The sequence below is a fragment of the Sphingomonas sp. BK481 genome, assembly GCF_014194875.1.
Classification (GTDB): domain Bacteria; phylum Pseudomonadota; class Alphaproteobacteria; order Sphingomonadales; family Sphingomonadaceae; genus Sphingomonas; species Sphingomonas aerolata.
In genome coordinates this window covers 394,321-413,040 of the sequence record NZ_JACIAP010000001.1, presented here as the reverse complement: position 1 = coordinate 413,040, position 18,720 = coordinate 394,321, and the positions used below count along the sequence as shown (strand labels likewise).

General features: G+C 67.2%; 21 protein-coding genes. 11 read left to right on the top strand and 10 right to left on the bottom strand.

Translation table 11 applies throughout. The features are described 5' to 3' along the window. Positions 1-85: 85 nt before the first annotated feature. A complete protein-coding gene (locus tag FHY04_RS01880; RefSeq protein WP_183935205.1) occupies positions 86-304 on the top strand; it encodes a hypothetical protein in 219 nt (72 codons plus the stop codon). A gap of 59 nt (positions 305-363) precedes the next feature. Here the strand turns inward: FHY04_RS01880 and FHY04_RS01875 are convergent, their stop codons facing one another. The 3 genes from FHY04_RS01875 to dnaK form a co-directional block, all read right to left on the bottom strand. Next, complete coding sequence (locus FHY04_RS01875) at positions 364-774, bottom strand: hypothetical protein (protein WP_221211591.1); 411 nt, start codon at positions 772-774, stop codon at positions 364-366. Positions 775-865: 91 nt separating this feature from the next. Next, positions 866-2,002, bottom strand: coding sequence for a molecular chaperone DnaJ (dnaJ, locus tag FHY04_RS01870; protein ID WP_031394651.1), 1,137 nt, complete (start codon positions 2,000-2,002; stop codon positions 866-868). 157 nt (positions 2,003-2,159) lie between these two features. Next, positions 2,160-4,067, bottom strand: a complete 1,908-nt coding sequence (gene dnaK / locus FHY04_RS01865; RefSeq protein ID WP_166747549.1) for a molecular chaperone DnaK — start codon at positions 4,065-4,067, stop codon at positions 2,160-2,162. Between the two features lie 156 nt (positions 4,068-4,223). Between dnaK and FHY04_RS01860 the strand changes: the two genes are divergently transcribed. Both FHY04_RS01860 and FHY04_RS01855 read left to right on the top strand, forming a co-directional pair. Continuing rightward, entirely contained in the window at positions 4,224-4,670 is a 447-nt protein-coding gene (locus FHY04_RS01860; RefSeq protein ID WP_311723580.1) for a copper chaperone PCu(A)C, read from the top strand. Further along, entirely contained in the window at positions 4,667-5,149 is a 483-nt protein-coding gene (locus tag FHY04_RS01855; protein WP_159511693.1) for a vgr related protein, read from the top strand. The genes FHY04_RS01860 and FHY04_RS01855 overlap by 4 nt, the downstream gene beginning before the upstream one ends. Before the next feature lie 60 nt (positions 5,150-5,209). On the opposite strand, the gene FHY04_RS01850 is transcribed toward FHY04_RS01855, so the two are convergent. The 4 genes from FHY04_RS01850 to hrcA form a co-directional block, all read right to left on the bottom strand. Further along, positions 5,210-5,449, bottom strand: a complete 240-nt coding sequence (locus FHY04_RS01850) for a hypothetical protein (RefSeq protein WP_183935203.1) — start codon at positions 5,447-5,449, stop codon at positions 5,210-5,212. Positions 5,450-5,544: 95 nt separating this feature from the next. Continuing rightward, positions 5,545-6,768 (bottom strand): threonine synthase, encoded by a 1,224-nt coding sequence (locus tag FHY04_RS01845; protein ID WP_183935202.1) that lies wholly within the window; start codon positions 6,766-6,768, stop codon positions 5,545-5,547. Between the two features lie 137 nt (positions 6,769-6,905). Further along, positions 6,906-7,445, bottom strand: coding sequence for a nucleotide exchange factor GrpE (gene grpE, locus FHY04_RS01840; protein ID WP_031394645.1), 540 nt, complete (start codon positions 7,443-7,445; stop codon positions 6,906-6,908). Between the two features lie 25 nt (positions 7,446-7,470). Continuing rightward, on the bottom strand, positions 7,471-8,514 hold the full coding sequence (gene hrcA, locus FHY04_RS01835) for a heat-inducible transcriptional repressor HrcA (protein WP_183935201.1): 1,044 nt from the start codon (positions 8,512-8,514) through the stop codon (positions 7,471-7,473). A 202-nt stretch (positions 8,515-8,716) separates the two neighbouring features. On the opposite strand from hrcA, the gene rph reads away from it, so the two are divergent. Together rph and rdgB are read left to right on the top strand one after the other, a co-directional pair. Beyond that, positions 8,717-9,433, top strand: a complete 717-nt coding sequence (rph, locus tag FHY04_RS01830) for a ribonuclease PH (protein ID WP_056680061.1) — start codon at positions 8,717-8,719, stop codon at positions 9,431-9,433. After that, on the top strand, positions 9,430-10,065 hold the full coding sequence (rdgB, locus tag FHY04_RS01825; protein WP_031441506.1) for an RdgB/HAM1 family non-canonical purine NTP pyrophosphatase: 636 nt from the start codon (positions 9,430-9,432) through the stop codon (positions 10,063-10,065). Before rph ends, rdgB begins: the two co-directional genes overlap by 4 nt. Before the next feature lie 48 nt (positions 10,066-10,113). Here the strand turns inward: rdgB and FHY04_RS01820 are convergent, their stop codons facing one another. Next, on the bottom strand, positions 10,114-10,671 hold the full coding sequence (locus FHY04_RS01820; protein ID WP_183935200.1) for a CAP domain-containing protein: 558 nt from the start codon (positions 10,669-10,671) through the stop codon (positions 10,114-10,116). A gap of 43 nt (positions 10,672-10,714) precedes the next feature. On the opposite strand from FHY04_RS01820, the gene hemW reads away from it, so the two are divergent. Beyond that, the gene (gene hemW, locus FHY04_RS01815) at positions 10,715-11,887 is read left to right on the top strand and encodes a radical SAM family heme chaperone HemW (RefSeq protein ID WP_183935199.1); all 1,173 of its coding nucleotides are present in this window, start codon (positions 10,715-10,717) and stop codon (positions 11,885-11,887) included. A gap of 121 nt (positions 11,888-12,008) precedes the next feature. Here hemW and FHY04_RS01810 read toward each other — a convergent pair whose 3' ends face one another. Next, positions 12,009-13,223, bottom strand: a complete 1,215-nt coding sequence (locus tag FHY04_RS01810; protein WP_183935198.1) for a penicillin-binding protein activator — start codon at positions 13,221-13,223, stop codon at positions 12,009-12,011. 10 nt (positions 13,224-13,233) lie between these two features. Between FHY04_RS01810 and rsmI the strand changes: the two genes are divergently transcribed. The 4 genes from rsmI (at position 13,234) to FHY04_RS01790 (ending at position 16,178) form a co-directional block, all read left to right on the top strand. Continuing rightward, complete coding sequence (gene rsmI, locus FHY04_RS01805; protein WP_183935197.1) at positions 13,234-14,079, top strand: 16S rRNA (cytidine(1402)-2'-O)-methyltransferase; 846 nt, start codon at positions 13,234-13,236, stop codon at positions 14,077-14,079. Continuing rightward, positions 14,076-14,474 carry a YraN family protein gene (locus tag FHY04_RS01800; RefSeq protein ID WP_183935196.1) on the top strand — a complete coding sequence of 133 codons (399 nt, stop codon included), beginning with the start codon at positions 14,076-14,078 and terminating at the stop codon, positions 14,472-14,474. The genes rsmI and FHY04_RS01800 overlap by 4 nt, the downstream gene beginning before the upstream one ends. 64 nt (positions 14,475-14,538) lie before the next feature. Further along, the gene (gshB, locus tag FHY04_RS01795) at positions 14,539-15,492 is read left to right on the top strand and encodes a glutathione synthase (protein WP_183935195.1); all 954 of its coding nucleotides are present in this window, start codon (positions 14,539-14,541) and stop codon (positions 15,490-15,492) included. A gap of 86 nt (positions 15,493-15,578) precedes the next feature. After that, on the top strand, positions 15,579-16,178 hold the full coding sequence (locus FHY04_RS01790) for a DedA family protein (protein ID WP_183935194.1): 600 nt from the start codon (positions 15,579-15,581) through the stop codon (positions 16,176-16,178). Between the two features lie 7 nt (positions 16,179-16,185). On the opposite strand, the gene FHY04_RS01785 is transcribed toward FHY04_RS01790, so the two are convergent. Further along, a complete protein-coding gene (locus FHY04_RS01785) occupies positions 16,186-17,085 on the bottom strand; it encodes a tyrosine recombinase XerC (RefSeq protein WP_183935193.1) in 900 nt (299 codons plus the stop codon). Between the two features lie 92 nt (positions 17,086-17,177). Here FHY04_RS01785 and FHY04_RS01780 point away from each other — a divergent pair, with 92 nt between their 5' ends. Next, the gene (locus FHY04_RS01780) at positions 17,178-18,632 is read left to right on the top strand and encodes a sensor domain-containing diguanylate cyclase (protein WP_183935192.1); all 1,455 of its coding nucleotides are present in this window, start codon (positions 17,178-17,180) and stop codon (positions 18,630-18,632) included. Positions 18,633-18,720 lie beyond the last annotated feature (88 nt).

Genomic DNA, 18,720 nt, shown 5'->3' with positions numbered 1-18,720 from the left:
TCCTGACGAACGTCAGGACCCAGGGCCACGCACAGTAGCGTCTGGTACTCTGGGTCCCGACGTTCGTCAGGATGACGGTGGGTGGATGAGGGGACGCTGCGAAACCCACCAAAGTGCACGCAACGCAATTACGATTTCATGTTACAAAATTGCGACAACTCGCAACTATCGCCATATCGCCGATGCCGGATATTACTCCGGCATCGGAGACCTACCCATGCGCATGTTCGAAACCGTGACCAGCTCGATGCTGGCGATCGCGGCTCAAGCGCTGGTGGTCGGGGTGGTCATTTCCACCCTCTGATCCATCGGCCCGCCCGCCCCTCCAAGGAGGGGCGCGGCTAGGGTCGCAGGCTCCCGCCTTCAGGCTGCTAGCGCTAAACCCCGTCGATGATCGTCATCGTTGGCGCCACTAGGCGCGTCGGGTTTGCGCACGCGTATCGCACGGCGGTTTGCACCCACCGGCCGCCCACGTCGTAGAACCGCCGCCAGCCGAGCCGGCAAACCCCGGATCCGCAGGCTCGACACCGCGCCGATCAACCCAATCGCCACGTCCAGATACGCCGACACTTCGAACGATGTCAGCCAGATCGCGATGTCGGGCGCGCCCATCATGGCAACCCGGACCCTGTCGCCGTCGTCGGCGAACATCATGACGCACGCTGCCGCAATCAGCACCAGACCGACCGCGACGTCGCCGCGCGTAAGCCGCGCTACCCGCCTGACCGGCGCCTCGACCAGAAGCGCGCGGAGGGACCGCGACAGGGGGATCATGGGCGCGGCTATCATCAGCAGCCAGCAAGCGAGAAAAGTCAGACCGATCGCCGCCACACCATCCCCCTGTCACCCCGCCAAGCAGCGCGGCCTATTCCGCAGCAAAGACGCCCTTCAGCTTGGCGAAGAACCCCTGACTGTCGGGGCATTCGTCGCCGGTCTCGGTCTCGCGGAACATTTCGAGCAGTTCCTTCTGCCGGTTCGACAGGCGGGTCGGGGTCTCGACGTCGATCTGCACGACCAGATCGCCATGACCGCGCCCCTGCAACACCGGCATGCCGGCACCGCGCTGACGGAGCTGCTTGCCCGACTGGATACCCGCCGGGATCTTCACCTCATGCGTGCGCCCGTCGAGGCCGGGGATCGACAGCGATCCGCCGAGCGCCGCGACCGTGAAGCTGATCGGTGCGCGTGCGAACAGCGTCGTACCCTCGCGCTCGAACAGATTATGCTTGGTGACGTGGAGGAAGATATAGAGATCGCCCGCCGGTGCACCGCGCGCGCCGGCCTCGCCCTCGCCCGTCATCCGGATCCGCGTGCCTTCATCGACACCGGGCGGCACGTTGATGCTGAGCGTCTTGGTCTTCTCGACCCGGCCCTCGCCGCGGCAATCGGGGCATGGATCGGCGATCACCTGACCCGCGCCGTTGCAGACCGGGCAGGCGCGCTCAACCACAAAGAAGCCCTGCTGCGCGCGGACCTTGCCGTGACCGCCGCAATGCTGGCAGGTCTTGGCCCGCGTACCGGCCTTCGCGCCCGACCCGTCGCAGGTGTCGCACACGGCCGAGACATCGACGGTGATCTCGGTTGCCTTGCCATGGAACGCCTCTTCCAGGCTGACTTCCATGTCGTAGCGCAGGTCGGCGCCGCGCCGTGCCGATGACCGGCCACCACCGCCGCGCTGCGCGCCACCCATGAATTCGCCGAAGACGCTTTCGAAAATGTCGCTGAAGCCGCCGAAATCCTGCGCGCCGCCGCCATGACCGCCGCCGCCGCCATTCTGGAACGCGGCATGGCCGAAGCGATCATAGGCCGCACGCTTCTGGGGATCCTTGAGGCAGTCATACGCCTCGCTGACCGCCTTGAACTGGGCCTCGGAATCCTTGCAACCGGCATTCTTGTCCGGGTGATATTTCATCGCGAGCTTGCGGTAGGACGACTTGATCGTCCCCGCATCCGCGGTCCGCTCGATCTCGAGCAGTTCGTAATAGTCTGTCTGGGTACTCATAGCGGCCCTCTTAGCCCTCTCCCCTCCGGGGAGAGGGTTGGGTGAGGAGTTATTCCGGACAACAGCACGCGGAACTGCCCCTCACCCCGGCCCTCTCCCCGACCGGGCACCCATGAAAATATTACTTTCATGAGACCCTGGGGAGAGGGAGTTTCAGTTACGCCTTCGGGTTGTCGTCGACTTCCGAGAATTCGGCGTCGACGACGTCGTCGTCCTTCTTCGCCGCATCACCGTCAGCCGAAGGCGAAGCGTCCGCCTGAGCCTGCTTCTCGTAGATCGCCTGGCCGAGCTTCATCGCGACCTGGGCGAGCGCGGTGCTCTTCTCGGTCATCGCATCCGCATCGCCGCCCTCGACCGCTGCCTTGGTCGCGTCGATCGCGGCCTGGATCTCGGTCTTGAGCGCGTCGTCGACCTTGTCGCCATTATCGGCAAGCTGACGCTCGGTCGTGTGGATCAGGCTCTCGGCGTTGTTCTTCGCCTCGGCGCCCGCACGACGCTTCTTGTCCTCCTCGGCGAAGGTCTCGGCATCGCGGACCATCTGGTCGATGTCGCTGTCCGAAAGACCACCCGAGGCCTGGATGCGGATTTGCTGCTCCTTGCCGGTGCCCTTGTCCTTGGCCGAGACGCTGACGAGGCCGTTGGCGTCGATGTCGAACGTGACCTCGATCTGCGGCACGCCGCGCGGTGCTGGCGGGATCCCGACGAGATCGAAATTGCCGAGCATCTTGTTGTCGGCCGCCATCTCGCGCTCGCCCTGGAACACGCGGATCGTCACCGCGCCCTGGTTGTCGTCCGCGGTCGAATAGGTCTGCGACTTCTTGGTCGGGATCGTCGTGTTGCGATCGATCATCCGGGTGAACACGCCACCCAGCGTCTCGATGCCGAGCGACAGCGGCGTCACGTCGAGCAGAAGCACGTCCTTGACGTCGCCCTGCAGCACGCCGGCCTGGATCGCGGCGCCCATGGCCACGACCTCGTCCGGGTTGACGCCGGTGTGCGGCTCCTTGCCGAAGAACTGCTTCACGACTTCACGGACGCGCGGCATGCGCGTCATGCCGCCGACCAGCACGACCTCGGAGATGTCGTCGGCCTTCAGACCGGCGTCAGCGAGTGCCTTCTTGCAGGGGTCGAGCGTCCGCTTGACCAGGTCCTCGACCATCCGCTCCAGATCGGCGCGGGTGATCGACTTCACCAGATGCTTCGGGCCGTTCTGGTCCGCGGTGATGAAGGGCAGGTTGACCTCGGTCGACTGCGCCGAGCTGAGCTCGATCTTCGCCTTCTCGGCCGCTTCCTTCAGACGCTGCAGCGCCAGCTTGTCCTTGGCGAGGTCGATGCCCTCTGCCTTCTTGAACTCGTCGGCGAGAAACTGGACGATCTTGTTGTCGAAATCCTCACCGCCGAGGAAGGTGTCGCCGTTGGTCGCCTTCACCTCGAACACGCCGTCGCCGATCTCGAGGATCGAGATGTCGAACGTGCCGCCGCCGAGATCGTAGACCGCGATCGTCTTGCCGTCCTGCTTGTCGAGGCCGTAAGCCAGCGCCGCCGCGGTCGGCTCGTTGATGATGCGCAACACTTCGAGGCCGGCGATCTGGCCGGCGTCCTTGGTCGCCTGGCGCTGCGCGTCGTTGAAGTAGGCGGGAACGGTGATGACCGCCTGCGTGACCGTCTCGCCGAGATACGACTCCGCGGTTTCCTTCATCTTCTGCAGCGTGAACGCCGAGATCTGCGAGGGCGAGTAATCCTTGCCGCCGGCCGAGACCCATGCGTCGCCGTTCGGCCCGCGCGAGATCTTGTACGGGACCAGCTCGGTGTCCTTCTTGGTGATCGGATCGTCGAAACGACGGCCGATCAGGCGCTTCACCGCAAAGATGGTGTTGTCGCCGTTGGTCACTGCCTGGCGCTTGGCCGGCTGGCCGACCAGTCGCTCGCCGTCCTTGGCGAATGCGACGATCGACGGCGTGGTGCGCGCGCCTTCGGAATTCTCGATGACCTTGGGCTTGCCGCCTTCCATGACGGAAACGCAGCTGTTGGTCGTGCCGAGATCGATACCGATTACTTTAGCCATGAGTTTAAATAGCCCCTCACACATCGTAAAAAAGTCTCGGGCTCCACCCCGTTACGGCAGTGGAACCTTTCGATTGATGGGCGCGATATAGGTTGGCTCGCGCTTGCCGCAAGATTGTACGGCTCGTAGAGATCGCAAGAGGGGTATGAAGTGGCGATGATGACGATGCGTGGTATTTTTGCCGTGACGGCCCTGGTCGGGGTGGCGGCCTGTGCACAGCCGCAACAGCTGTCCGTCGAGAAGGCGTGGGTCCGGCTAGCTGCGGTCAAGGGTGGACCGGCAGCAGGCTATTTCACGATCCATGGCGGGCCGAGCGATGCGACGCTGATCAACGTCACCACCGATGTCGCGATCCGGAGCGAGATGCACGAGAGCATGTCGGCCGGCGGCGTGTCGTCAATGAAACCGATCGCGCGCGTCGAGATCCCGGCCAAGACCGATGTCGTGTTCGCGCCGGGCGGCCGTCACGTGATGCTGTTCGACGTAAATCCCGGGATCAAGCCCGGTGAACGCACCATCACCTTCACCCTCACCTTCGCCGACGGCACCAGAATCCTGCAGAACGCAGCCGTCGTCGCCGCCGGCGACACCGGAACCAAGTGAGCGTTCGCGATCGGTCGACGCGAGCGCTGACCCCGGCCGAGACGCGGCTCGCGGCGTCGGTCTTCGGCGATGCGATCGACTATGCGCCGGTGCGTCTGGCACGCCGCAAATGGGCCTTCTTCCAGCCGCGCGACACGGTGATGGCGCCGCGCGGATGTATCCATTTCCACCCCAAGGGCGATCTGTGGTGCGACGATTTCGCGCATGCCCATCTGACGTTGCAAGGGCTGTTCATCCACGAGATGACGCATATCTGGCAGCACCAGCGCGGCATCTTCCTCCCGCTCGTACGGCATCCCTGGTGCCGCTACGACTATGCGCTGCGCCCCGGCGTCGCTCTGCACCGCTACGGTATCGAGCAGCAGGGCGAAATCGTCCGCCACGCCTTCCTGCTGCGTGCCGGCGCGACGGTCGCAGGCGCCCCGCCGCTCGCGCAGTACGAGACGCTGCTTCCGTTCAAGCCGCGGGTGTCGGCCTAGTCCGCCCCTCCCCAAACCGTCACCCCAGCGAACGCTGGGATGACGTGGGCTAGGGCGATATCAGAGCCAGCTGCGCCCATCCGGTCCCGCACAGCCATAAGGCGGCAACTGCCCGAGGAACCGTTCCTGCATCTTGTGACAGCCCCAAGCGCGCAGCGGCGCGGGCGCATAGCCGTTCAGCGCAATGCCGACCTCGTCATACGGGGTCTTGCCGCGCGCGACATACATGTACCATCGCCCGCCGAACATGACCGCCGCCGCGACCAGCACGACACACACGACCTGAAGAATCTTCTGCATTTCCGCCCTTTTCGTGATGAAGGGCGCCCCGTTGCAGATAACATGGATTAATATCAACCACCGGAAGGACAGTCGCGCCGGTGGCGATTCCCATCCTACAATGCGTCGAAATCGATAGCTTGTGTTCTATCAAGCGCTTGCGGCGCTTCGGGCATCGGATATTTCAGCCCGGTCGCACAATTAAAAAGTACGACGCGGTCGTCTTCGTCGACCAGACCGGTGTTCAGCGCATGGGTGTAGGCCGCAAGCGTCGCGCCGCCTTCCGGGCACAGCAGCAGGCCGTCCTGCTTCGCGGCAGCCTCGACCGCCTTGAGGATCGCGGGATCGCCGACCGCCATCGCCTGCCCGCCGCTCTCGCGGACCGCGCGCAGGATCAGGAAGTCGCCGACCGCCTTGGGCACACGAATGCCCGCCGCGACGGTGCTCGCATCCTCCCAGCGCTCGGCATGCTCCTCGCCCGCTTCGAACGCGCGGACGATCGGCGCACAGCCGCTCGCCTGCACCGCAAACATCTTGGGTCGCTCGGAGCCAATCCAGCCGAGCTGCTCGAGCTCGTCGAACGCCTTCCACATGCCAATCAGGCCGGTGCCGCCACCGGTCGGGTAGAAGATCGCATCGGGCAATTTCCAGCCGAACTGCGCGGCCAGTTCCAGCCCCATCGTCTTCTTGCCCTCGATTCGATAGGGCTCCTTCAGCGTCGAGAAATCGAACCAGCGCCCCTCGGCGGCGCCCTTGCCGACGATCGCGCCGCAATCGTCGATCAGCCCGTTGACGCGCCAGACGCGCGCGCCCTGCATCGCGATCTCGCGGACGTTGATCTCGGGCGTGTCGTCGGGACAGAGCACGATCGTCTCGATGCCGCAACGCGTGGCGTAGGCGGCCAGCGCGGCGCCCGCATTGCCGTTGGTCGGCATCGCGATCCTGGTGACGCCGAGCTCCTTCGCCATTGCCACCGCCATGACCAACCCGCGCGCCTTGAAGCTGCCGGTCGGCAGACGCCCTTCGTCCTTCACGAGGACGTTGGGGCCACCGGACTTGAGGATCGGCACCAGCGGCGTCTCGATCTCGCCGAGGCTGACGATATTGGACGTCTGCCGCACGGGCAGCAGCTCGCGCCACCGCCACAGATCGGTTGGCCGCGCCTCGATCGTGTCGCGCGAAATCGCCGAACGCACCGCGTCGAGGTCGTAGCGCACGAGCAACGGCCTGCCCGCACGCGAAAGGCCATGAAGCTGGTCCGCCTCATAGCGTTCGCCGGTGATCGAACATTCGAGATGCGTGACGAACGTCTCGCGATCGGTGGTCAGATTCTCGTTCATGTTGTCACCCCGGCGAGGCAGAAAGTTGGGCGCCGTCGCGAGCCGTTCCCCCGCGAAGGCGGGGGCCCAGGCTTACAGGCGACAGCGTTTGAAACCCTGGGCTCCCGCCTTCGCGGGAGAACACCAGGCCGACAGGCTCACCCCGCCTTGGCGACGCCCACCATCGCAGGCCGCAGCAGGCGATCCTTGATCATGTAGCCCGCCTGCATTTCCTGGACGATCGTGCCGGCCGGCTGATCGCTTGGAATCTCCAGCATCGCCTGATGCTTGTTCGGGTCGAGCATCTGGCCCTCGGCAGCGATCTTGGTGATGCCGTGGCGCTGGAACACGCTCTCCAGCTCGCGACCGGTGGCTTCGAGCCCGGTGACGAGGCCCTTCATCTTGTCGTCCGCACGCAGGTCCGCCGGGATCGCCGACAGGCCGCGGGCGAGGTTGTCAGCAACCGACAGCACGTCGCGCGCGAACGCGGTGGCGGCATAGGCGCGCGCGTCCTGCGCTTCCTTCTCGGCGCGGCGGCGGACGTTCTGCACCTCGGCCTGCGCATAGAGGACATTCTGCTTGGCCTCGGCAAGCTGGTTCTCCAGCTCGGCGACGCGATCGTTCGAGGCCACTTCGGGTGCGGCTTCGGCGGTCTCTTCGCGCAGGTCGGCAGGCGTGTTCTGATCGATATCGGACATTGTTTTCCCTATAAGTTGGGCCGGCTCAACCCATCAACCGGGCGAGCGTTGCAGCCGTGAAATCCACCATGGGCACGACGCGCGCATAGTTCAACCGCGTGGGGCCGATCACGCCCACCACGCCGACCACCCGTCCGTCCAATCCGCGGAACGGTCGCGCGATCACCGACGAGCCCGACAGGGCGAATAATTTGGTCTCCGCACCGATGAAGATCCGCGTCGAATCGCCCGCCCGCGCGCTGTCGAGCAGCGATGCGACCTCCTGTTTTCCCTCGAGATCGTCGAGCAGGTCGCGGACCCGGTCGAGATCGGCGGCGGCGGCCGCATCGATCAACCGCCCCTGCCCGCGCACGATCAGCACCGGGCGGCGATCCGCATCCTCGCTCCACACCGCGATCCCGCCCTCGACCAGCATCCGCGCCGCACCGTCGAGCGCCGCCTGCCCGTCCGCTAGCTCGCGCTCGATCCGCAGCCGCGCCTCGGCCAGCGTCAGCCCGCCGAGCGTCGCCGACATGTAATTGCCCGCCTCGACCAGGGTCGACGGCGACATGCCCTTGGGCAGCGCGATCACCCGGTTCTCGACCGAGCCATCCTCGCTGACCAGCACCGCGAGCGCCTGATCGGGCGACAGCGCGACGAACGCGATCTGGCGCAGCGTCATCTCGCGCTTCGGCACCATCACCAGCCCCGCGCACGCCGAAAGCCCCGACAGCGCAAGCGTCGTGGCGGCGAGCGCATCCTCGACCGGGCCGCCGACGCCGGCGCGCGCCTCGATTGTCTGACGTTCCTCGAATGACGGCTCCATCGCTTGCATCATCCCGTCGACGAACAGCCGCAGGCCGCGATCGGTCGGCATCCGCCCCGCGCTCGTATGTGGGCTGGCGAGCAGTCCCAGCCCCTCCAGCTCCCCCATCACCCCGCGAATCGAGGCGGGCGACAGGCTGAGCCCGGCCAGCTGCGCGATCGTCTTCGACCCCACCGGCGTGCCGCTGGCGAGATAGCTGTCGACGACCGCACGAAAAATATCGCGCGCGCGGTCGGTCAGTTCGGTGACGGGGGGCGTGGCCATGCGGCTGATCTAGGCTGGCGAGCCCGAATGCGAAAGGCTAGGCAGCGCTTATTGCCCACCACCCGTTCGTCCTGAGTAGGGACTGAGCGAAGTCGAAGGCCCGTATCGAAGGATGTGCCCTAAGCGGGCCGATCCTTCGATACGCCGCTTCGACGAGCTCAGCAGCTACTCAGAACGAACGGAAGAAGTTTAGGAATACATCATGCGCCCATCCGGCCGTGCCCCAGACCAGATGCGCAGCATCACGATCGAACCCCGCTTCACCAAGCACGCCGAAGGCTCCGTCCTGATCGGTTTCGGCGACACCAAGGTGCTCGTCACCGCCAGCATCGAGGAGAAGGTCCCGCCGTTCCTGCGCGGCAAGGGCGAAGGCTGGGTGACCGCCGAATACGGCATGCTCCCGCGCTCGACCAACACGCGCAACAATCGTGAGGCGGCCAAGGGCAAGCAGTCGGGCCGCACGCAGGAAATCCAGCGTCTGATCGGCCGTTCACTTCGCGCCGTCACCGACCTGAAGCTGCTCGGCGAGCGCCAGATCGTGCTCGACTGCGACGTGCTTCAGGCGGACGGCGGCACGCGCACAGCGTCGATCTCGGGCGCCTGGGTCGCGCTGCGGCTCGCGATCGACGGGCTGCTGGCCAGCGGCAAACTGACCGCCGATCCGCTGACGCAGAAGGTCGCCGCGATCAGCTGCGGCATCTATCAGGGCAACCCCGTGCTCGACCTCGACTATATCGAGGATTCGGGTGCGGACGCGGATGCGAATTTCGTCCTGCTCGAAAACGGCAACATCGCCGAAGCGCAGGCGACCGCCGAGGGCGCGACCTATGACGAGGAGGCGCTGCTCCGCCTGTTGCGGCTCGCCCGGATCGGCTGCGCGGACATCTTCGCGGCACAGGCCAAGGCGGTCGCCAAGTGAGCGGCGAAGGCGGCACCCCCCAGGCCATCCGCAAGCTCCAGCCCGGCAAGCTCGTCATCGCCAGCCACAACAAGGGCAAGGTCCGCGAGATCGCCGACCTGCTCGCAGGGCGCGGGTTCGACGTCGTGTCGGCGGCGGATCTCGACCTGCCCGAGCCGGTCGAGACGGGGACGACCTTCTTTGCCAATGCCGAGCTGAAGGCACGCTCCGCCGCCGACCTGTCGGGCTATCCCGCGCTCGCCGACGACAGCGGGCTGTGCGTCGATGCGCTGGGTGGCGATCCGGGCGTGTACACCGCCGACTGGGCGGAGACCCCGAACGGTCGCGACTGGTCGATGGCGATGCAGAAGGTCGAGGACGCGCTCGCCGCCAAGGGTCCCGACGCGACCCGCGGCGCGCATTTCGTCAGCGTGCTCGCGCTCGCCTGGCCCGACGGCCATGTCGAATGGTTCGAAGGCCGCGCCGAGGGCACGCTGGTCTGGCCGCCACGCGGCAAGGTCGGCTTCGGCTATGACCCGATGTTCGTGCCGCTGGGCCATGACCAGACCTATGCAGAGCTGCCGCACGAGACGAAGAACGCGATCAGCCACCGGAACGTCGCGTTCGAACTGTTGAAGGCCGCCGTGTTCTGAACGCCGCCGGACCGTCACCCCCGGTGACGGTCCGGCACTCTCGCGTGCCTAGTAGCTACGCTCGCCCACCACATTGCCCGGCGGCGAATAGCGGCACACCAGATAATCGTCGCGTTCGTTGCTCGCCATCGCGCATCCCACCGCGGTCGAATTGCGCCAGACGATCTGCGTGTAGTGCGCGACATCCTCATATTTGCCGGTCCGACTGAACGCGGGCGTCACGCCGTTGATGAAATCCTTTCGTTCGGCGACCCAGTGGCCGATCATCTCGGGATAGGCATAGGCATAGCGCGTGCCGGTCCACAGATTCTCGCCCTCGCGGCCCGGCCCCTGAACCTGATGCGCATGCGCAAATTTGCGCGTGTTGGCCATTTCCTCGGCATAGGCGCGCGCGGTGGTCGCCAGCGTATCGCTCCATACCAGCGGCGGAACACCCACCGCCGCCCGCGCGGCGTTATGCCCGTCCATCATCGCCGCCTTGAGAAGCGCGGGCCCGCGGGGCGCCGGCGCCTGCGTCTCGCGCCGCTCCACGACGCGTTCCGGCCCCTGCGCGCAAGCGCCGGCGAACAACGCCGCCGCAACTGCCAGACCCAACCGAACCGTCATTGCGCTTCCTTCTGTCGCTCCGTGCGACCATATGCGCGAGATAATGCCCCCGATCGAAACGCCAAGCCCCGCCCCGCCGCCTTCGGGGGACCTCGCGCTCTACGTCCATTGGCCGTTCTGCGTGTCGAAATGCCCCTATTGCGACTTCAACAGCCATGTCCGTGAGGGCGTCGACCAGGCGGCATGGCGCGCGGCGCTGCTCACCGACGTTTCACACGAGGCGTCGGTGCTGCCGGGACGCAAGCTCCAGTCGATCTTCTTCGGCGGCGGCACCCCCTCGCTGATGCCACCCGCAACGGTGGCCGCGATCCTCGACGCCGCCGAACGCGCCTGGGGCTTTGCCGAGGGGATCGAGATCACGCTCGAGGCCAATCCCTCCTCGGTCGAGGCCGCGCGCTTCGCCGACCTCGCGAGCGCAGGCGTCAACCGCGTGTCGCTGGGATTGCAGTCGCTCGACGATCAGGCGCTGAAATTCCTCGGCCGCGCGCATGACGTGAACGAGGGACAGGCGGCGCTGGCGACCGCGCAGAGCGTCTTTCCGCGCGTGAGTTTCGACCTGATCTATGCGCTCCCCGGCCAGCGGCTTGCCGACTGGCGCGCCGAACTCGCGCGCGCACTGAGCTTCGGGACGGAGCATCTGTCGCTCTATCAGCTTACCATCGAGCCCGGCACGCGGTTCGCGACCGAGGCGCTCGCGGGGCGCATCGTCATCCCCGACGGGGACAGTGCAGCCGACCTGTTCGAGGCGACGCGCGCCGACACCGCAGCCGCCGGGCTCCCCGCCTATGAAACCTCGAACCACGCGCGGCCGGGGTCGGAGAGCCGCCACAATCTCGCCTATTGGCGCTATCAGGATTACGCCGGGATCGGCCCTGGCGCGCATGGCCGCCGCGGTGGCCTGGCGACAGTGCGCCGCAAGAAGCCCGAAAACTGGCTCGCGGCGATCGAGCGCAACGGCCACGGGATGGAGGTCGAGGACCCGCTCACCCCCTCGACGCGCGCGACCGAGGCGCTGCTGATGGGGCTGCGCCTGGCCGAGGGAGTTGATCTCGACCGGATCACGCGGCTCAACGACGGCGTGGTGCCGGTCGATCTCGCCGCGGTGGCGCGGCTCGAAGCGCTCGGGCTGATCGCCCACACGCCGGGCCGGCTGCGCGTGACCGATGCGGGTGCGCTCCTGCTGGACGCGATCCTGCCGGAGATCGTGACGGCGTAACGCCCCACCCATGTCATTCCCGCGGAGGCGGGAACCCAGACTGGCTAGCCGCGCGACTCGAATCGCAACCGATCATCCGTATGGATCCCCGCCTCCGCGGGGATGACGAACGGAGTCGGCGTCAGCCGCCGAAGCCGCTCGGCGCGGGCGAGACAACAGTGGTGGTCCCCCCGCGGATTTCCTTCACCTCCAGCGCACGCTCGGCGACATTGTCGCGGCCGAAGCGGAACGCACCGTCGATGCCCGAAAAGCCGTCGCCATCGCGCAGCCGCGACACGGGGAACGCGGTCCCCGGCTTCCAGTCGCGTGCGATCCGCACCGTCAGCAGCACCGAATCATAGCCGAGGCTCGACAGGCGGTACGGCCCGCTGCCGAAGCGTGCACGGTATTTGGCGGCATATTGCCGGTACAGCGTATCCGACACGCTCGCATACCAGGCGCCGTTCAACGCCGGCTTGGCGGCGACGCTCGATTCGGAATTCCACAGCTCGGTGCCAAGGATCCGGGTCGATGCGCCCGCGCCGCGCTTCACCAGCGCCGCCGCCGACGCCGCGGTCGAACCGCTGTCGGCGATCAGCACGGCATCATAAGGTGCCTTCGCGGCGAGCCGCGTGACCGCGCCCGACACGCCACCGGCGGTCCGGCCATAGGTCTGGAGCGACACGACCTGGCCGCCCGCTCCCTCGACCGCACGGAGGAATGCGGTCGAGGCGCGCTCGCCATACAGTCCGTTCGGGACCAGCCCGGCAAAGTTCGACACGCCGCGCTCGCGCGCGAAATCGACGACGCGCGAAATTGACTGGGTCGGCACATAGCCCATCAGATAGGCGCCGTTGCCGGCCACCCCGAGATCGTTCGAGAAGCTCAGCACCGGCACGCCCGCCGCGCGCGCGATCGGCGCGACCGTCCGCACGTCGTCGGACAGCAGCGGCCCGAGGATCAGCTGCGCACCTTCCGCGATCGCGCGCTGGGCCGCGGCCGCGGCACCCGTCGCGGTATCGTAATTGGTGATCCGCACGCGCTGGTTCTGCGTGTCGAGCAGCGCCATCATCGTCGCATTGGCGATCGACGTGCCGACCCCCGCATTGCTTCCCGACAGCGGCACGAGCAGCGCGACGCGGTTGCGCTCGGCATCGCGTGGGATGCCGGTCTCGACCCCGATCGCCGGCGTGTCGGTAGGACGGGTGGTCGGGCGCTGCTGCGACGGCTCGACGGGACCGCGCGGGACGATCGTCTGGCACGCGCCCAGCAGGCAGGCCAGCGTGAGTGCGGCTGAGCGCCCAAACGCGCGCATCCGGTGCCGGGCCGATTGCCCTATCGTCGCTGCGTCTGCCATGACAATCCCCATGAACCCTGAAACTTCACTGAACCCCGGCCTTTACATCGTCGCGACGCCGATCGGCAATCTCGGTGATCTGTCGCCGCGTGCCGCCGACATCCTCGCGCGTGCCGACGTCGTCGCGGTCGAGGACAGCCGTGTCACCGCCGGTCTGCTCCGCCATGTCGGTACCAAGACGCCGATGGTCCCCTATCATGATCACAGCGCCGAGGGCGTCCGCCCCGCGCTGATCGCGCGGATGGCGACCGAGGCGGTGGCGCTGGTGTCGGACGCGGGCACGCCGCTGATTTCCGATCCCGGATTCAAGCTAGTGCGCGACGCGCGCGCGGCGGGGCATCTCGTGGTGACGATCCCCGGCCCCTGCGCCGCGGTCGCCGCGCTCACGCTGGCGGGACTGCCGACCGATCGCTTCCTGTTCGTCGGCTTCCTGCCGTCCAAGGCGCATGCCCGGTCGGAGGCGATCGCCGAGATCGCCACGATCCGCGCGACGCTGGTGCTCTACGAATCGGGTCCGCGTCTCGGTGCCAGCCTTGCCGCGCTCGCCGAAGGACTCGGCGACCGTGAGGCGGCGGTCACACGTGAAATCACCAAGCGGTTCGAGGAGGCGGTGACGGGCACGCTGACGACCCTCGCCACCCGCTACGCCGACGCGCCGCCGCGCGGCGAGATCGTCATCGTCATCGCGCCCCCCGGCGACGCCCCCCCGGCCAGCGCGGAGGATGCCGACACGGCGCTGGCCGATGCCCTCACCCGCCTCTCCACCGGCCAGGCCGCGAGCGAGGTTGCCAAAGCGCTCGGGCTCGACCGCAAGACGCTCTACGCCCGCGCGCTCGAACTGAAGGCGAAGGGGTGACCCTCCCCGCCCCGCGCCCCTCCCGCAGACGGACGGCGAGCACCGCCGATCGACAGGTCGCGGAAGCTGCGGGGCGGCGCGGGGAGCGGCTGGCCGGCTGGTGGCTGCGACTGAAGGGCTGGAGCATCCTCGACCGTCGCGTGCGGACGCCTGCGGGCGAGGTCGACATCGTCGCGCGCAAGGGGACGCTCATCGCGTTCGTCGAGGTGAAGACGCGCGCGACCGCCGCCGAACTCGACTTCGCGATCGACGAGCGGCGGCTCGCGCGGGTCGCCGCGGCGGCAGAGTTTTTGATGCCGCGCTATGCCGGGGCGGGCGACGATATCCGCGTCGACGTCATCCTGCTCGCGCCGGGTACGCGCCCCCGCCATATCGAGAATGCATGGATCGGCTGAGCGGGTCGGGTGACTTGCGGCCCGCGCGCACCTACATGCGCTCGACCGCATAGAAGGAAGACGCATGAGCCTCACCGTCGCCGTCCAGATGGACCCGCTCGACAGCATCAATATCGCGGGCGATTCGACCTTCGCGCTGATGCTCTCCGCACAGGAGCGCGGGCATAGCCTGTTCCATTATGCCGCGGAGGATCTCAACTACCGCGACGGCCGGGTCTGGGCGAAGGCGCACCCCGTCACCGTTCAGCGCGTGACCGGCGATCACTTCAGCGTCGGCGAGCCGGTGAACCTCGATCTCGGCGACGAGGCCGACGTCGTGCTCATGCGGCAGGACCCGCCCTTCGATCTCGGTTACATCACCGCGACGCATCTGCTCGAGCGGATCGCCGGCAAGACGCTGGTCGTCAACGACCCCGCACAGGTCCGCAACGCACCCGAAAAGGTGTTCGTGCTCGACTATCCGCAGTTCATGCCGCCGACGCTCGTCACGCGCAGCCTCGACGAGGCGCGCGCCTTCCTGGCCGAACACGGCGCGATCGTGATCAAGCCGCTCCACGGCAATGGCGGCAAGGCGATCTTCAAGGTCGAATCGGACGGTGCCAACCTGTCCGCGCTGATCGAGGTGTTCAACATGACGTGGCGCGAGCCGCACATGGTCCAGGCGTTCCTTCCCGACGTGGCCAAGGGCGACAAGCGCATCGTGCTCGTCGACGGCGAAGTCGCCGGCGCGATCAACCGCCTGCCGGGTGAGGGCGAGATCCGCTCCAACCTCGCGGTCGGCGGCTCGGCGGAAAAGACCGAGCTGACCCCGACCGAGCGCGAGATCTGCGCGGTCCTCGGGCCTGAACTCAGGAAGCGCGGGCTGCTGTTCGTCGGCATCGACGTGATCGGCGGCAAGTGGCTGACCGAGATCAACGTGACCTCGCCCACCGGTATCGTCGCGATCGAACGGTTCGACGGCACCGACGTCTCCGCGATGATCTGGGACGCGATTGAGGCGAAGGTCGCGGCGCGGTAGGAAAACCACCATCCCGGTTCACGCCGGGATGGTGCGACCGCGCTGTCGAGGGAACACATGCGGCCTCCCGGAAGTATCGGTTAGCCATGACCGAATTCATCATCAACCTGATCGCCTGGGGCGGCTATTTCGGCATCTTTTTGCTGATGGCGCTCGAGAATATCGTGCCCCCCGTACCGTCCGAGGTGATCATGGGGCTCGGCGGCATTGCGGTCGCGCGCGGCCATATGACAGTCGTGCCGCTGATCGTTGCGGGCACGGTCGGATCGGTCGCGGGCAATTACTTTTGGTATTATATCGGCCGGAACATCGGCTACGAGCGCTTCCGCCCGTTTGTCGAGCGGCATGGCCGCTGGCTGACAATCGAATGGTCGGACATCGAGAAGGTCCACCGATTCTTCGTGAAGCGCGGCGGCTGGGTGATCTTCGTCTTCCGCTTCATGCCGACCTTCCGGACGATCATCTCGCTCCCGGCGGGAATGACGTACATGCCGTTGTGGAAGTTCGTGATCTGGACTGCTGCGGGCAGCGCGATCTGGAACACCGTGCTCGCCTATGCGGGCATCCTGCTCGGCTCGCGGTTCCAGCAGCTCGACCGCTATGTCGGCCCGGTGTCGGTCGCGACGTTCGTCATCATCGCACTGGCCTATGGCTGGCGCGTGCTGACATGGAAGCCGAAAGGCTGACCCTGCGCTACGCCCGCGGATGCGCGTTGCGGTACACGTCCATCAGATGCGCGGCGTCGACCTGCGTATAGATCTGCGTCGAGCTGAGGCTCGCATGGCCGAGCAGCTCCTGCAACGCGCGCAGGTCCGCCCCGCGTCCCAGCAGATGCGTCGCAAAACTGTGGCGCAGTGCGTGCGGCGTCGTCCGCTCGCCAAGCCCGAGCCGCCCGCGGGCCCCGCGGACCGCGCGGCGCACGATCGCAGGTGCGAGCGGGCCACCCTTTGCCCCCCGGAACAGTGGCTCCGACGGTGCCAGCGCCCAGGGGCATAGCGCGACATAGGCCTCGATTGCGTCACGGACCTGTGGCAACAGCGGCACGATCCGCGTCTTGGCGCGCTTGCCGGTCACCGACAGCGTCTCGCCGAGCGGCAGGATCGCCGGCGTCAGCAGCAGCGCCTCACCGATTCGCAGCCCCGCGCCGTACAGCAGCATCAGCACCGCCCAGTCGCGCGCGCCGATCCACGGCTCGGCCGCGTCGTCGGCGACCTCCCCGGCCAGCGCCACCGCTTCGGCCGGCGAGATCGGGCGCGGCACGCCGCGCTGGACCCGCGGCCCCTTCAGTCGCGGCGGTTCGGCATCCGCATTCGCCCATGCGAGGAAACCGCGCACCGCGGACAGCTCGCGCGCCGCCGATGCATTCCCCAGCCCCTGCCCTCGCCGATAGGCCAGATAGGCGCGAAGATCCGCCGTGCTCGTCCGGCCCAGCGCCGCGCGATCGACCGCCCCCGCCCAGTGCCCGACGAGGAACGCCGTCAACCGCTCGGCGACCGCGCGATAGGCGCGCACCGTGTGCACCGACCGCATCCGGTCCCGCGCCAGATGCGTCGCCCAGAGCATCGACGGGGGAAGCGTGTCGGGTGAGGTCATTCCGGCATGCTAGAGCGTTTGAACGACAAAGAAAATTAACTAACGCAGGCCTATTCGAAGACATGTCGCTCCCCGAGTCCGCCCCTCGCGAAATGCCCGGATCACCATCGCGTTTTGCCTCGGCCGACGAGGAGCGCCGGGTGGCGACGCTCAACGCGCTCGCGCTGCTCGATACCGAACCGGAGCGCGAATTCGACGCGCTCGTCGCGCTGGCGGCCGAAATGCTCGACTGCCCCAGCGCGATGATGACGCTGATCGATCGCGACCGCTTGTGGATCAAGGCCGCCAATGACGGTGAACGCGGCGAGATCGCGCGCGACGTGACCATGTGCAACGTCACCATTCAGGGATCGGCGCCGCTGGTCGTGGAGGATTTGTCGGGTGATTCGCGGTTCACCGCCAATCCGCTGGTTGCCGCCTCCGACGGGGTGCGATTCTATGCCGGTGCCCCGATCCACGCGATCGCCGACGACGGTCGACGTCACCCGATCGGCGCGCTGTGCGTGCTCGACACCCATCCGCGCAGCCTGAATGCGGCAGGGCGGAAAGCGCTTGTGCATCTCGCCACGCTTGCCGAGGCTGCGATCGCCGCGCGGACCGCGGCAATGCAGGCGCTGGCGATCGCGGTGACCGCGGATCGCCAGTCGTCCGTTCTCGCTCGCCAGGACCGCATCTTCCGCCAGGCCGAGCGGATGGCGGCGATCGGATCGTGGCGCGTGCTGTGGCCCGACGGTCCGCTCGAATGGTCCGACGGCGTCTTCCGGATCCACGAGCTGCCGCTGGGCGCGCAACCCGACCCGTCCAAGGCGATCGATCACTATCCCCCCCATGCCCGCGAACAGATCGCGCAGGCGCTCACCGACGTCATCCGCACCGGCGTCCCGATCGATCTCGAACTCGACTTCACCACTGCGCTGGGCAATCCACGACGGGTGCGCGTGCAGGGCGAGCTGGAACATGAGGCCCAGCGGAACGTGGACGGTCCCGTCGCGATCGTCGGCATCTTCCAGGACGTGACCGATCGTCACGCGCTCGAACTCACGCTGAGACGCACGGCCGAAACCGATGCGCTCACCGGCCTCGCCAACCGGGCCGCCTTCGACCGGGCACTCGACGCGGCCATCACGCGCGCGCGTACAGCGGCATCGCCGTTGCTGCTCGCGCTGGTCGATCTCGACGGGTTCAAGGCGATCAACGACACGCTTGGCCATAACGCAGGCGACGACGTGCTGCGCGGCGTCGGCCAGATCCTGCAGGCGCCATGGCTTCGCGGCAGCGTTGCCGCGCGGCTCGGCGGTGACGAGTTCGCGGTGATCGTCGACGACCCGGCGCTGGTCGGTGCACCTGAGGAGATCATCAGCCGGCTGCAGGAGGCGTTGCAGGTGCCGGTTTCGGTCGACGGCCTGGCGATGATCAGCGCGGGCACCGTCGGCATCGCCGCGCTCGAACCCGATTGCCAGACGGTCCGCGATTTCGTGCACCGCGTCGACATCGTCCTCTACCGCGCCAAGCGCGAACGGATCGGCGAACGGCGCCGCGCCGCCTGATCGGGTTCACCCTGATGGCCGCCGCGACGACGACCACACGCCGCTAAAAGGTTTCCGTCGAGTCGATCTGCCCCCATATGCGTCGGCC

What these genes read in the sequence shown, in the direction of transcription:
- dnaJ (WP_031394651.1), bottom strand. Translation starts at nt 2,002, where the DNA reads ATGAGTACCCAGACAGACTATTACGAACTGCTCGAGATCGAGCGGACC.
- gshB (WP_183935195.1), top strand. Translation starts at nt 14,539, where the DNA reads ATGAGCCTCACCGTCGCCGTCCAGATGGACCCGCTCGACAGCATCAAT.
- FHY04_RS01850 (WP_183935203.1), bottom strand. Translation starts at nt 5,449, where the DNA reads ATGCAGAAGATTCTTCAGGTCGTGTGTGTCGTGCTGGTCGCGGCGGCG.
- FHY04_RS01820 (WP_183935200.1), bottom strand. Translation starts at nt 10,671, where the DNA reads ATGACGGTTCGGTTGGGTCTGGCAGTTGCGGCGGCGTTGTTCGCCGGC.
- hrcA (WP_183935201.1), bottom strand. Translation starts at nt 8,514, where the DNA reads ATGGCCACGCCCCCCGTCACCGAACTGACCGACCGCGCGCGCGATATT.
- FHY04_RS01880 (WP_183935205.1), top strand. Translation starts at nt 86, where the DNA reads ATGAGGGGACGCTGCGAAACCCACCAAAGTGCACGCAACGCAATTACG.
- grpE (WP_031394645.1), bottom strand. Translation starts at nt 7,445, where the DNA reads ATGTCCGATATCGATCAGAACACGCCTGCCGACCTGCGCGAAGAGACC.
- FHY04_RS01780 (WP_183935192.1), top strand. Translation starts at nt 17,178, where the DNA reads ATGCCCGGATCACCATCGCGTTTTGCCTCGGCCGACGAGGAGCGCCGG.
- hemW (WP_183935199.1), top strand. Translation starts at nt 10,715, where the DNA reads ATGCCCCCGATCGAAACGCCAAGCCCCGCCCCGCCGCCTTCGGGGGAC.
- FHY04_RS01845 (WP_183935202.1), bottom strand. Translation starts at nt 6,768, where the DNA reads ATGAACGAGAATCTGACCACCGATCGCGAGACGTTCGTCACGCATCTC.
- rph (WP_056680061.1), top strand. Translation starts at nt 8,717, where the DNA reads ATGCGCCCATCCGGCCGTGCCCCAGACCAGATGCGCAGCATCACGATC.
- FHY04_RS01790 (WP_183935194.1), top strand. Translation starts at nt 15,579, where the DNA reads ATGACCGAATTCATCATCAACCTGATCGCCTGGGGCGGCTATTTCGGC.
- dnaK (WP_166747549.1), bottom strand. Translation starts at nt 4,067, where the DNA reads ATGGCTAAAGTAATCGGTATCGATCTCGGCACGACCAACAGCTGCGTT.
- FHY04_RS01785 (WP_183935193.1), bottom strand. Translation starts at nt 17,085, where the DNA reads ATGACCTCACCCGACACGCTTCCCCCGTCGATGCTCTGGGCGACGCAT.
- FHY04_RS01810 (WP_183935198.1), bottom strand. Translation starts at nt 13,223, where the DNA reads ATGGCAGACGCAGCGACGATAGGGCAATCGGCCCGGCACCGGATGCGC.
- FHY04_RS01860 (WP_311723580.1), top strand. Translation starts at nt 4,224, where the DNA reads ATGATGACGATGCGTGGTATTTTTGCCGTGACGGCCCTGGTCGGGGTG.
- rsmI (WP_183935197.1), top strand. Translation starts at nt 13,234, where the DNA reads ATGAACCCTGAAACTTCACTGAACCCCGGCCTTTACATCGTCGCGACG.
- FHY04_RS01875 (WP_221211591.1), bottom strand. Translation starts at nt 774, where the DNA reads ATGATCCCCCTGTCGCGGTCCCTCCGCGCGCTTCTGGTCGAGGCGCCG.